Here is a 13,997-nt window from a genome sequence, read left to right as displayed (position 1 = left end):
ACACATCCTTTCCTCTTAACAAAAGTTAAGCATATGCATCGAATACCCTCTCATTTTACCACAAAACAAATGAAAATGAATCCTTTTCTCATAGAAAAATCAAATATCTCATCCCGCATAACTCCTTTAAATTCAAATAAACCCGCTGCATCTTGCAATATAGGTGCAATTGATTATTTCCCATTTAAATAGTATAATTGTCCTATATTATATGGAGTGAATTGTACTATGAAAAAAGTTTATTTTTGCAATCATTTCAAGCAACGGATTGAGTTTAAAATTATTTCATACATAAATAAATTAAGGCAGTTATCGCCACAATAAAATCCGCATTTTTCAAGATGATCACTAACAAATCCTTACTTATTTAGTATGAATAATTTGTCTATTCATACTACTATAATAACCATTAATGATAGTATAATAATCTGTTTAAATGTTCACCAAACTATGTTACAATTATTAATTGTAACCATGTGTTGGCGATTATTTTTCATTGCTGGAACTTAGCATTAATGGTTTTTTTAGAAAATTTAACTTGGATTTATGAATGCACAATAGGATAATTGTTTTCTTATTTACATGATCATTTCATTCGATAAGATAAGGTCGTGATTCCTATGAACCGAACAAAAATGAAAAAGCATTATTTGAAACATATTTCTGTGTTATTATCTTTTTCTATTGTTTTAACGATTTGTGTTGAAATGCCTTTTATCCAAGATTATATTGCCGGAAAAGCACTTATAGTCATCCTACTTTTCACTGCACTTTATTATTGTTTAAAATTGCAAGAAAATGTTCGAGCATACGATCAACAAAATCTTGAATTCGATTCACTAATGGACACTGTATCTTGTGGTATCGTTACATATGCTTTGGATGATAACTTAACGATTTTATATGCAAATGCAGGTTATTATAAATTAATCGGTTATTCCCCTGCACAAGTCAGACAAAAATTCAACAATAGCGGTCGTAATTTTATCGGTGCAGAAAAACTTCTCAGCAAAATTATTGTTTCCGATACAATTACACCTAATATTGATAATTTGACATTTGATTTCACGCTAAAAAGAACGGATGGCACATTCGTATGGTTGCGAGCAAACTGTTACCGCTACCATCGATCCAACAATCGATACGATACGGTATCTTACTTATTGCTAGATATTACAAAATCAAAAATGTACCAACAAAAACTATTATTAGAAAAAGAACGTTATCATATTGCTACAGAAATGACAAATGATGTCATATTCGAATATGATATTGAGACTGATATAATTGAACACAGTGCCAAATATACTGAATTATTCGGTCGTCAGGCTCGCTGTATAAATTTTTCAAAAAACATATACAAAGACAATTTTGTCTATCGTAAAGATATCGATACCATCAAAAAATTAATCAATTCATTTCGTTCAGGTGAACCTAAATTTTCCACTGAGCTCAAACTTCGTAACATTGAAGGCTCCTACGCGTGGTTTCATATCAACAGTCAAACAATCTATAATATACGACATGAACCTATTAAAGTCATTGGTAAAATCGTCAATATCGATACACAGAAAAAGACATTATTATCACTCGAAAAAAAGGCCTGTAAAGACCCTTTAACCGATTTATATAACAAAGCCGTCACAGAAACTATGATCAATAGTTTCCTAAAAAAAACGCCAAAATCCAAAGCAATCCACGCCTTGATGATTATTGATATTGATGATTTCAAAGATATCAATGACACGTTCGGTCATTTGATTGGTGATGAAGTGCTCAAAACATTTTCGATGCAGCTTCAATCACTTTTCGGACCAAATGATGTCATCGGCCGAATTGGCGGTGATGAATTTGTTGCTTTTATGCATGATATCCGTTCTACAAAAACAGTATTTCGCAAAGCCAACGCCATTTCACATACCCTCCGCCAAAATCAATATGCTGGTAATAAAGACTGCATGGTATCGGCCAGCATCGGTATCGCCATTTCCCCGCAAAATGGAGCTACGTACAAAGAATTACTTGATGCCGCCGATCATGCTTTATATCAAATAAAAAGCAGCGGCAAAGATTGTTTCGCCACTGCTAATAATACATACCAAAACTCTTAAACTGAAATGAAACTGATTTTCTGTATTATTTTTTACAATTTCTTGACATTTTTTCAATACTACGTTAAAATATGTTGTGTGATCGCGCTGATGTAGCTCAGTTGGTAGAGCAGCTCATTCGTAATGAGCAGGTCGTAGGTTCAATTCCTATCATCAGCTCCAGTGTTATCAATGCCTCCGAGGTTTTCGGAGGCTTTTTTATTGTCTAAATTTAAGGCAATGCGCCTTATTTGCGCCTTAACGAAAAAATCTACAATTATCTTTATTTATTCTAAAAAATACAGGTCAAAAATCCACTTCAGCTATATACCACTACAAAAACCCTCATGGTTTTATTCTGACATGACAAATAGCGTCTCTTTAAATTGCAAAAAAATTTCATCATAAATTATTTTGCATTTGATATCCACACTTTGTAAATTTCTAAAACATCACACAATTCCTATCATCATGAGTCCCAAAAGAGGATAAATTCATCCGAACTCACCATAAAAGGTTTTTGCAATTTGTGAAATATTGAGACCTTCCTCAAAGAACGCTTTTCTGATATAATCAATTTGGTCCATTGTGAGCAGCCTCCAGTCCTCCCCTTTTAGTGTTTTGTCACCTAATAATGGTAGGTTATTTGATTCTTGTCCGCAATGGTTTTTTGCATTTTTGAGGAATTCTGTTTTGTATAAGTGGGAATTTTTATTTACAACTTTATCCTATTTCATTATGCCATAACAATCAACCGTAACGAATTTATTAATAACTAAACATATCTTAAGATTATTGTAATTGATTTAACATATGTCCTACTTAGAAATAGCTGGAATTATATATATATTCTCATCAATTTGTTTAATAATGAAATAGTCGACTATAGTATCGCCCAAAACAAAACAGTAGAATTTATTAAGGGAAAGCCTTTGATTCATTAAAGTTACAGCTGACATATTGTGTTAATTGGTTCAATAATATCAGATTACATTCTATGATTTACTTGTTTTACTTTTTTTACAATCTAGATTAAAATTATCACTATGTAACATTGGATTTAATCTAAATTATTTCACCCATCATTATAATGCTCTTAACCATTGAATTGCCACCCATAATATTATATACTTGATAAAAACCATTTATTAAGTTTCTGTACTCAATACTAATAAATTTATTTGCCGCCTTTTTAGGCGGCATAGCTTATTTTATCAAAAGGAGGTAATCTTATGTTTGTTTTAGAAAAGCAAATGACGCCGATTCTAACAAATAGCTTAAAACATTTATCTGCTGCTCTAAGCGAATCTATCGAATGCTCTTCTTCTGCCTTAGCGTTGGAATTTCCTGTTAAATATCGTATAATTGATGTTGCTATCGCGTATGCACTTCCTGATTTTTTAACTAATGATATCTCGACACTCAAATGTTTTAAATACTTAAATGGTTTTTCAATCGGCATATTATCTCAATTTTGGTTGTACAATAAAGTCTCCATTCAAAAGTTGCAAAACGAGTTGTTTTTGGATCAAAAAGTTATCGAAAAATATGTTAGCAAACTCCTGAAATGTAATTTGATTACTCAAGTTTCAAAAAATAGCTATACAGCAACAGAATTGAAGTCATTGAAAGAATTAGGTCTAATTTCGATTGAGCTAAAACTCTACAATTGGAAAGAAGCTCTTGAGCAAGCTGAATTCAACTTGCTCTTTTCTGATTTTTCTTTTGTTGCTCTTGATAAATCAAGAATTTCTGATAAAAACGATATACTACCTTTTTTTAAAAAAAAGAACATTGGTTTATTAGTAGTGAGTAACAATGGGGCAATCGAACCTTTATTTACCCCCAAAAAAAATAAGAAATATGATAAAAATTTATATGTATCTCAGCGCATTAAAATCATTCAAGGATTAGCGCTTCAACAAAAATGGCATACAATCCAAACCATTTTATAATCCGATTAAAATCTGTTGATTCACCCATATACAAACATTAAACTCACCCAATATGAAATCTAGAAAATTCTGAATTTTTTTTGAAGATACTTATTTTAGTGTCTGTATCCTTAAAAAATATAAAAGTCATTGATCTTTTTTCATAATACATGACATAGATCAATGACTTTTATATTTTTATACACTATTGCTGCTACTTTATAGCTTATTTGATATCATAAATTCATCAAGTGCTTTACGCCATACACTAAGATGCCGTCCATCTTCATTCAACGGATCATCTTTAAGCCTAGATTTTAGGTATTCCATCTTCGCCTCAGCATCTTGAATCCATATTAAAACACATTCAAGCTTTTCCTCAATTGTATTATATTGCATAATATCACTAACTTGCTTTGTTAAACAAGCTACTCGATGTTTTGAAGCTGCAGCGGTATTGCTTCGACTTTCCTTCCATGCCGCTATTTTATCTACTGAATTTTTTTGTTTTAACGCAGTAATTAATACATTGCTATGCGATGTGATAATATCCTCCGAAATGTATCTAAGTAATTTTATGCCGATAATTTTATTTAAATCACGTTCAGAATAAAAATCACCTATTAAATTACTTGAATAATAGCGTGGCAATGCCATTCCTCCCTTCTGGTCAATAAAATCATCAAAAGATAATCGTCGTTCTTTCGTTGTGTATCCACTTCCAAATGCGGTAGCACCAACCGCCATACATACGAGTCCAAAAACATCAGCAAAGTTAACTACAACAGCCTTATCTTGACAATGACCCAGATTATAGGTCAATTCAAGTAGCGCCCTTGCAATATTTACTTCAACGATTTGAATTATTGGTGAATCTCGTTCAACTACAATGTAATACCCATCAATATGCTGCATTAACGCAGCATTATCTAATATCGTTTGAAGCATCAGATTATTTTCAAATTTACAATTTAAAAGTGTTTTATCAGATAATGCAATTGTAGCAAAAAATGGTTCATCATATTTATTTTTAAATGGCTCCGCTAACTCTAGCCATCTTAACTGTTCACTAAATTGATCTTCCCTTGCAATAGCAAGCGGTGTTGGAATTATAATTTGAGTAGCACCAAAACTTTTTTGAATTTCAAAACACTTTGTTAAACAGGCTGTTATTTCTGCGTCTGTCTTAGGTGTAATAATACATCCTGCATCAAACCTTAACGGATCATCTACTGACATTGTTTTCACCCACGGATAAGAAATAATTTTTTTATGAGTTGACAGACATTCATTTTCATCAACCGACCAAAGATAAATTTGCGGATCTAATAATGCCATGTTAACTTTATAATCAAAATTCCTTTTTTTCAAAGTGGGATGATCTAGCAATGATGTACAAAGAATCACACCTGCTGGACTAACATCATTTAGAGTTGAATGGTAACCTCTGTTATATAAAAACATTATTTATCCCCCTTAATTTCTTTAGCTATCACAGCATAACTAACTGGGCGTCTATAAACAACAGGATTTGATAAATTGCGAATTGCCCCTGCTAAATTAGGTTTAATTATTATCCCTTCTGGAAATGGGGGAAGCGGCTGTTTCATTAATGCTTGGTTGTAACCAAATGGATGATAACCAACAATCGCTTGCCATGCAGTAATACCAACAGCATAAAAGTCCGCCCTTAAAGTTAAGTTTTTACGGCCAGTAAATTGTTCTGGTGCCAAATACCCATTAGTTCCAAAGCATAAAACAGTTATTTCTGTAATTTGTTCTGCATCTAAATGTTTAGCAACACCTAGATCAATCAATATAAATTCACCTGTACTACTAAGTATTATGTTATCTGGCTTTATATCACTATGAACAACCTTTACATTCCACAATGCTTGCACCGCATGTGCTATATGTAAAACCAGTTTTTCTGCTTGATCATTATTAAGTTTTTCCCCTGAATTAAGAAAATCCGCTAAATTTGTACCATTTATATAATCTGTTATTAAATAACGGCAATCTCTAGATCTAACACTCTTTTTCCCACTTGAAATCAAATGGCATAAATATGGACTTCTTGCTGTTAAAAGCTTGCTAATTTCTAATTCTGTTCTTCTTATTGGACGATCTGGTCCATAAATTTTAAGCAAAACTTCTTTACCATCTTTCACACTACAACATTTAAATACCGCTCCTTCAGCGCCAGGTTTCAGTACATCTAAAAATTTCAAATTTTCAAATAAAGGCTCCACTTCCGATATAGTTAGTGCAGGATTAAAACATGTTATCAAGAAATATCTCCTCCTAAGCTACTTTCCTCTATTGAATTTTTATAAATAATTCATTTAAATATATTCCTCAGAAGGCGCCCATATCCTGCCGAATTTAATCAAATATCTATACACGCTCTTCCTAAAGTATATTCTCACTAACTTAAACAACAAAATTAAAAAGTTTAAATGCAAATTATTTACTCTTTTCATCTTTCATTTTTAAATTCGATTTCTCATTAACTGATACATTATATTTGCTCTTATTGATTGCAGCCAAACTATTGTTTTCCCTAACAAAATGAAAATCACCCCATAGTATTTTGGTTATATATGTCCAAATTCTATTAGCGATAAAAATAGGACTTAACCATGCTAACCATTAATGCCCCTTATTATCAAATAAGAATAAGACCGAAGCCTCTATTTTAAGGCTAAAATATTTTTAATTATCATCAATAATCAAGAAATTAATGACTCTCCAACAATCATTAATTTCCTTTTCTGCAATTCTAATATAATTAATAAATGCATAACCCGACGATAATTTCGCAAAGACAAATTCTCGTATATTTGACCAATAAGACCATTCATCAGCGCCAATCTGTCCATAATTGTTTGATGATTATTTCGCATCACTGCTTGCGCTAATATTTTTTGAATCTCTTGATTATAAATCGTTTCTTCTTTTATATTTTCTATTATTCGATGAATAAGCGCATTTTGAATAAAATATATTTCTTCATTTTGCATTTAGCATTTTCTCCATCAAAGTAATATCGTTTTCATTCATGCTACAATATTCTTCATGCATATTAGTCAATTCATTTTTAAAGGATTCAATAAGCTTAGGCTGCTCCTGGATGATTTTATTTAAACCTTCTTGTTGCACTTCCATGGTCTCAACTACATCCAATATATCATTGCATAGCGCCTTTACGTCATGGCTCACATTGTCTTCTATACCATTAAGACATTGCTGACTATTATCTTCAAAGCTTTCCATTATCCCTTTTATTGTTTTCTCCATCTTATTTAGATAGTTTTGCATCAATTGTGTTTGCTCTTGCAATTGCATCTTAGCGTTTTCAGCGAACTGTTTCTGTACTTCTAATAAAGTCATCTGCATTGAAGTAATCTCTGTTGATAATTTCTCTTGAACTTTTTCATCTTGAGATACAACCTTTTCGACTGACCTAAATAGTAATTCTATATTTTCCTGCATATGTAAAAATTGTTTTTCACTAATTTTATTTATCTCACAAGTATTTTTTTCTATATTATACATACTTTGAATAATTTCTTTATTTTGTGTGCCCAGCCCCTCAAATTTTTCTAGCAGTGTTTTATTATGCATTTTTTGTGTTTCTGCATTCATCCGATTTAAAGTTTGAATCTGTGCTTCAATTTCATCCAAACTTTTCACAATATTATCATCTTCTTTTATTTGCAGAAGTGTTTCTGTTTGTCTACTTATTGAATCAATTAAAAGATTAATCTCACCGCTAATTTGTGATATAACTATTCCATTATTTCTATGCGTATCGTTTCTTGTCACCAAATAATCATTAAAATCTTTTCGCCATGTCAACGCTATATCACTCAAACCACTAAATTTTTCAGACAAAGTCTCTGCTCGTTTTGCTTCATCCTTTAACAAACGTGTATTTATAAAATCTAATCCTATATATATTAAACAAGCTGCCAAAGTTCCAAATACGCCTACTATGATAATGCGTATTGACGGATCTACAACAAAAATCCCACAAAATAAAACCAATGTGATTCCTGACAATATTGCTATAAGTAATCTATTTTTCATCGTGTACGGCTCACCCTGTCTTTCTCCACTTTTTCAATCCAAGCTTCATACTTTTTATTAATAATGGTCTCTATCGCATCTTTTATATTTTGTTGTACATGCTCTTGTGTTATTTTTTCAATTTGACGTCGTTGACTTATTGAAACGAACTCATAATATTCGATTTTGGTTTTAGGATATACTACTTTTTCCATTTTTATGATCTTTGTAATTTTTTGAATCCATCCATTTTTTAACTCACATAAAAAAGTTTGTATTTCTTTTTCATTATACAAAATTCCTAGTTCACTTCTTATCCATATAACTACGTCCTGATAAACATGCCTTTGTAAAAATTTTCCAATAGACTCAACCCATACTTCTTGATAACCTTTTGTTTCCATTTCTTGTGTAAAATCAAAAATTGTATGAAACTCTATTTTTTGTAAATAACCTTTCATACTCCATTCAATTTCAAACATTTCTCTAAATTGTTCTTTTTGTCTCGAAAACTTTCTCTGTTGAACATCAAAAAAACTTTGTAGAAATTTATCATTTCTCTTGAGATTCGCGGCAAACAATTTCAAAGAAAATTTTTCTGTACTAAATTCAGTAATATTGGAACACATCGTCTCTGTTTGATAAAAAGCACAGGCTTTTTCTAATGCCATTCTATTATCACTGATATCCGTTGCTCCATAGCGCCGTTCATCAGATAAAAGCACAACCTGTACATCTATATATCGTCGTTGTTGATCTAGCATAAATTCAAGCTGTCTTAACAACCATGAGAGACTTTCTTGTCCCCATGGATACTCATCTATGAGAACCAATTTTTCAATATTTCTATTTTCCATAAAATTTTCTTTTAAATTTGCTCGAGAAAAACAATAACAGAGTTCAGGAACAAAATCCTCTTTAAAAAAAGGAAAATATATCGTATCTGCCTGTTCTAATTCTTCCAAATCACCAATTGAAATATAGACACTATTGTAAAGTTTTGCAAAAGGCTTTATATTTGTGCATGGATATAACACAACATCATAAGTTGCGTTTATTTGATTTTGAATTGTAAATTGATAACAACTTTTTTGAATTTCTCGAAGTAATTGATATCTTCCATCACCAATAAAAACCATCTGCGGATATTGCTCTACAATTGAAAATAATGTTCTCACAAGGCATTCTGCTGTAAGATTTTCATATAGCCACTTATTTCTTGCTCTTTTTGCTGATAACAACTTTTCCTTTCATTTTTATGAACAATTATATCTTCAAGACTGGCCCTCTCATTATGTATACCTTTTTCCACTTCCAATGTGTTATAAAGAACCACTTGCATCATATTTTCATGCATATACTGTTCCCACCTTTCCATCAGGTGCTCCTGCAACGCTTTACCTTTGACTTTATATTGATCACAAAGCTGATGGCGATGTTTTTCCATATCTCTTTCTAGCTGTTTATTCCTAATTTCTTGCTGTTTTTTTTCTAACTCGACCTGTATTTGTTTTTCTTTTCGCACCAGCAGTTCCTGCCTGCGTTGTTTTTCTGCCAGATCGCTTATCAGTATTTGTTTTTCACGTTCTTTACGCACTTGGTTTTCTATAGCATCATTATATTTCCTGTTAAGAATACCTTGTGCTTCCACATATTCTCTCTTAAATTCAAGATCTTCCTGCAATATCGCTGGTGTATCAAACGTAGACCCTATAGTTTCTCCCCAATGACCTAAATCAAGATAGTCTAAAAATTTCAATCTACCTTCTTTTCCCTGTTCCATGGGGCTAGTCTCCATCATTTTTTCTTTTTTCCGCTGTGCTACTAATTCAGCCACTTTTTTAACTCCATCAACTGCTTTTCTAGTTGTCGCAAGAATTTTATTGACTTTCGATACATTTTTCACTATTTTGGCACCTTTACCAGCTAGGGCAGCCCCTTTTGCTGCTCCGCTAGCTGTTGTGGCTGGGCAAAAAAGCATCGCTAGTGTTATTGCAACATCCAATGTATCACCGATTTTTCGACCCAATTTCGATCCATCATCATTGCCTTCAATTTGTATCATATTTGGAACATACGGTCCTAATTCATTTATCTGACTAGATGCAGCATTTTTTTGTTCAGCCGTCTCCTTCAAAAGCTGTTCTATTTCATCCCGCTGAAGTCCCATATTTTTTAATTCATTGTCATTTTTATGACTAAGAAGTTTTAAATCCGCTAAATTTTGCTGATAAAAATAGATTTTCTCATCCATATATTGGCTGATAGAATCTATGTCTTGCGGCTGCTCCGTCTCTACGTCTTGCATATCCGCTGAAACCTCTAGTATACTAGCGAGCCCTTGTAAACAAGTAATATACTCTTGTTTTAGGGAACTAAAATATTGTTTTGTTTCTACGGAGATATTTTTTTTCAAGGCAGCAAGTAATAAGTCACCATCTTTTCGCATCAGTTCATTTCCGTTTTTGTATAATTCATTGCGATCACTGATTTGCTGTAGTTTATTCTCATATTGATGAACTGACTGCTGTACCTTCATCTCTGTAGAATCAATTAGATAGCTATTTAGCTTACTTAATTTTCGCTTCTGTTCAAGAGCAATCGCCTTTTTATTATCTAAAAAATCCTCCTCTAACCTGTTTACATCTATTAAATTTGCTTCTATTTCTTGGATGCTCTTTTCTTTTTGGCTTTGTATTGCTACTAGTTTTCTTTTTAGCTGTTCTTGTAATTCACTGCAAATTTTTTCCAATCTATGTTGGGTCGAAACTTCACAAACCGCCGTGATATTGTCAACTAAAGATATTTTTAAATAATTTTCAAATGCCTGCCAACTCATTTTTCTATCAGCAGGAGTAATTGAAGAATCCTCTACACTTACTGCATAATATAGCAAATCATTTTTATCTGCCAAAACGCTTTTCAGAGTATTCTTGTCTTTTTCTAAGACTGAATCGAGTTCATCTTCTGTATCATGAATCAAATCAATTTTCGTTCTTACAAAAATTAATTTGATTCCTAATTTTCCTAAATTTTCAATGATTCGTTTGTCTGTCTGCGTTAATGATTTTTCCATCACATAAATCACTGCACCTGCATACGGCAATATTTCATAGGAAAACCGCTCATGCTGCTCAATGATTGTATTAAGCCCCGGTGTATCGACAAGAATCATACCAGCTTGCAATAGTTCATTTTCCAATGCAACATCAATGTTTTGAATCGTCTCAATCTCCAGTTCAGAATTCCCCTGATAGATTTGCAACAAATCAGATAGTTCACGACAGTCCGTACTTCCATCTTTCATATGCAATACAATTGCATTGTTTCCATAAGAAATTTCAGTAATTGCACTTGTTGTTTCTGTTAACCGTACTGGAAGAATTTTTTCTCCCAATAATTCATTAATTAACCTTGATTTACCTGCACTAAATTGGCCAATAAACGGCAAATAGAACTGTTTGTTTTGGTAAGTATTAAGCATATGTTCGAGTATTGATATATTTTTGCTATCATCTAAATATTTAGCAACAACAATAGTTTGTTCTAATTTATTTTTCACTATAATCCTCCATTTTGATCATATCCGTTTCGATTACCTCAATATCCAGTCTCAACGAAGCTGCTTTTTGTAACAACACACCACTTACTTCTATTTGATTTTGGTACTCTGCGATTTTATCATTGCGTTCTTCTACCGACGATTTCAATTGACTTTGTACATTTTCGATCTGTTGCTGTTTATTCATAATGATTTCAATTGTAGACGCGTTAATCTGTTCATTCAAAAGCTCTGCAATTTTCCGTTGCTTTTGGCTATACTCATTTTGAATCTGCTTATGTATCTCATCGTAACAGTCGTCCAAAAACCTTCGTAATTGAATTTTTAATTTCCTTAATGACTCCCTATTTCCCTTTTCAAATTTTTCTTTGAAGTCTTTTTTAAACTCTTCTAATTCTTTTTCTTTAACTGCACGCAATCGTTTTTCTTTGGAACATATTTGTTCATAATCAAGGAGAGAATTTGGTTTCCCCAAATTAGATAATTCCACTTTTATTTCATTTTCTTGTTTTTCGTATTCTTCTAATTTTATCTTTCGTTTTTGCAGAAAATCTTTTTGATCACTATCATCCCTATTAGTTACCATCTTAATATCATCTTTTTTCCCAACGAATATTTGCATTAATTTCCCGCCCCAACCACGGCGATCGCGCAAAATTCTCTCCTCTTTCTCATTATATCTTATGGGAGGTATAAAAGACTCAACTGACAATAATTTATCATCTTTTATCTTTTGCAAATTTTTATTTAAATTGTCACGTTCTTTAGTAATATTCTCAGCCGACTTAAGATCATAGATTCCTTGTTCTACACTATCATTTAAAGATTGTAAGTCTTTTTCGATTTTCTCTATATCTTCATCATACTTATCTTTATTATGATATTTTATAATATTTTCCAAATTCGGCTCTGTTTGAATTTCTAGAGCTATTTTACTAACAGTTGCTAGTTTTTTATCAATTTCCATTAAATTACCGGAAACAATTCCAAAAATCGAGTCACTAATTTGATTGTCAAAAGTATAAAATAGATCTTCAATCTCACGAGTATAAGCAGATACTACGTTAGTTTGAAAATTTTTCACTTCACTGGCAATATCTTCAATACTTACCCAATCATCGATCTGCGCTTTAAAGTTGTCACCAACTCTTCTTTGCACGTTTTTTACTTCTATTTCTAAAGACCTAATTGCAGTTTTTAGCATTTTAGCGACTTGGTTATTTTGATCGGTCGTTTCTATATTCAATTTTTGTATTTCATCTTGCAACATGAGAATTGCATTTTCCAGTTCACCTGTATCTTTCCTTTCTTCTAATACCGATTTTTTATTCATAAGCATTTGTCGATATTGATCAACCAATTTTTCTATTTTCTGGATAGGTGCCATTAATTCTTCTTTTGTTTTTTCTCCACACGTTAAAAACTTCCATAAACGTTCTTCAAAAGCTTCAATTTGCGAATTTTTTAAATATGATGCTTTCGCTTCACCCGAATGCTCTTTTTTTTGCAGATAAGATAATGGTCGATCAGAACGAGCAACCAAAGCCGGATAAGCCGCCACTGGATAAATTTCCGGTATTTTGGCATTAGGAAACTTAATATGATAGCTATCTTTAATAATACGAACCACATCAACCACGGTTTGTTCCTCTTCTTTAATCATGTCAATTTTATTTAACACGAGAAAAACGCGGTCTACTTTTGCGGTCAACTGCTGCAAAAAATCAAAATCGCTACAACGTCCTGGCTGTTCAGCGGAAAACAAAAAAATACAAGCATGTGATTTTTCAATCTGCTTTTCTGTTATTTCACGATGCCCCTTGGCCACACCATTCAACCCTGGGCTGTCAACTAGGACGACACCATCTTCTAAAAACTTTGAATCTACATATAATTCAACTCGATTAATCTGTGAAGCAACATCCAGTGAGCTTCTTGTGGTGACAAAATCAGCCAATGAATTTTCATTCGCTATGCCATATAATGTTTCCTTTTGAGTATCATTATAATATACGCACAAACTATGCCCGTCAGGTGCTTTATCTATATGCTTTAAAAAATTCACCGTCGCCGTAGTTTCACTTGAATAGGAAGGCAAATAAACTTTTTGCATTAGTGCATTTAAAAAAGTTGACTTACCCGCACTAAATTCACCAACTACAACAATTGAAAAATCCCCGTTTTTTAAATCATCATATAATTTTTCAAACGTATCGGCCTGTTCTTTATGATATTCAAGAAAAAATTTTTTTGTATCGAGAAGCAATGACATTATATTGTTTTTTCTCTCTGAATGAGCTTTTTTGTACAGTATTGCTTCATTTTTTATTTCACTCATTA

At 32.2% G+C, this 13,997-nt stretch carries 9 protein-coding genes and 1 tRNA gene; 3 read left to right on the top strand and 7 right to left on the bottom strand.

The features are described from left to right. Positions 1-635: 635 nt before the first annotated feature. From BMY14_RS10740 to BMY14_RS10730, 3 genes are all read left to right on the top strand, one after another. Entirely contained in the window at positions 636-2,111 is a 1,476-nt protein-coding gene (locus BMY14_RS10740; RefSeq protein ID WP_177177555.1) for a sensor domain-containing diguanylate cyclase, read from the top strand. An 86-nt stretch (positions 2,112-2,197) separates the two neighbouring features. Next, positions 2,198-2,273, top strand: a tRNA-Thr gene (locus BMY14_RS10735). A 1,049-nt stretch (positions 2,274-3,322) separates the two neighbouring features. Next, complete coding sequence (locus BMY14_RS10730; protein WP_091831625.1) at positions 3,323-4,045, top strand: hypothetical protein; 723 nt, start codon at positions 3,323-3,325, stop codon at positions 4,043-4,045. A 198-nt stretch (positions 4,046-4,243) separates the two neighbouring features. On the opposite strand, the gene BMY14_RS10725 is transcribed toward BMY14_RS10730, so the two are convergent. The 7 genes from BMY14_RS10725 to BMY14_RS10695 form a co-directional block, all read right to left on the bottom strand. Further along, complete coding sequence (locus BMY14_RS10725; protein WP_091831623.1) at positions 4,244-5,488, bottom strand: hypothetical protein; 1,245 nt, start codon at positions 5,486-5,488, stop codon at positions 4,244-4,246. Further along, positions 5,488-6,315, bottom strand: coding sequence for a serine/threonine protein kinase (locus tag BMY14_RS10720; RefSeq protein WP_091831621.1), 828 nt, complete (start codon positions 6,313-6,315; stop codon positions 5,488-5,490). The genes BMY14_RS10725 and BMY14_RS10720 overlap by 1 nt, the downstream gene beginning before the upstream one ends. A gap of 441 nt (positions 6,316-6,756) precedes the next feature. Further along, positions 6,757-7,047, bottom strand: a complete 291-nt coding sequence (locus tag BMY14_RS10715; RefSeq protein ID WP_091831619.1) for a hypothetical protein — start codon at positions 7,045-7,047, stop codon at positions 6,757-6,759. Beyond that, complete coding sequence (locus BMY14_RS10710) at positions 7,037-8,116, bottom strand: coiled-coil domain-containing protein (RefSeq protein WP_091831617.1); 1,080 nt, start codon at positions 8,114-8,116, stop codon at positions 7,037-7,039. Before BMY14_RS10710 ends, BMY14_RS10715 begins: the two co-directional genes overlap by 11 nt. Beyond that, positions 8,113-9,273 (bottom strand): hypothetical protein, encoded by a 1,161-nt coding sequence (locus tag BMY14_RS10705; protein WP_091831615.1) that lies wholly within the window; start codon positions 9,271-9,273, stop codon positions 8,113-8,115. The genes BMY14_RS10710 and BMY14_RS10705 overlap by 4 nt, the downstream gene beginning before the upstream one ends. Then, positions 9,270-11,657: a dynamin family protein gene (locus BMY14_RS10700; RefSeq protein WP_091831613.1), complete on the bottom strand. Its 2,388-nt coding sequence runs from the start codon at positions 11,655-11,657 to the stop codon at positions 9,270-9,272. Before BMY14_RS10700 ends, BMY14_RS10705 begins: the two co-directional genes overlap by 4 nt. After that, complete coding sequence (locus tag BMY14_RS10695) at positions 11,647-13,995, bottom strand: dynamin family protein (RefSeq protein ID WP_091831611.1); 2,349 nt, start codon at positions 13,993-13,995, stop codon at positions 11,647-11,649. The genes BMY14_RS10700 and BMY14_RS10695 overlap by 11 nt, the downstream gene beginning before the upstream one ends. Between the last annotated feature and the right edge of the window lie 2 nt (positions 13,996-13,997).

Source organism: Propionispira arboris, from assembly GCF_900109225.1.
Taxonomy (GTDB): Bacteria; Bacillota; Negativicutes; order Selenomonadales; family Selenomonadaceae; genus Propionispira; species Propionispira arboris.
The sequence above is the reverse complement of the archived record's forward strand: the minus strand, read 5'-3'. Positions and strand labels throughout refer to the sequence as shown.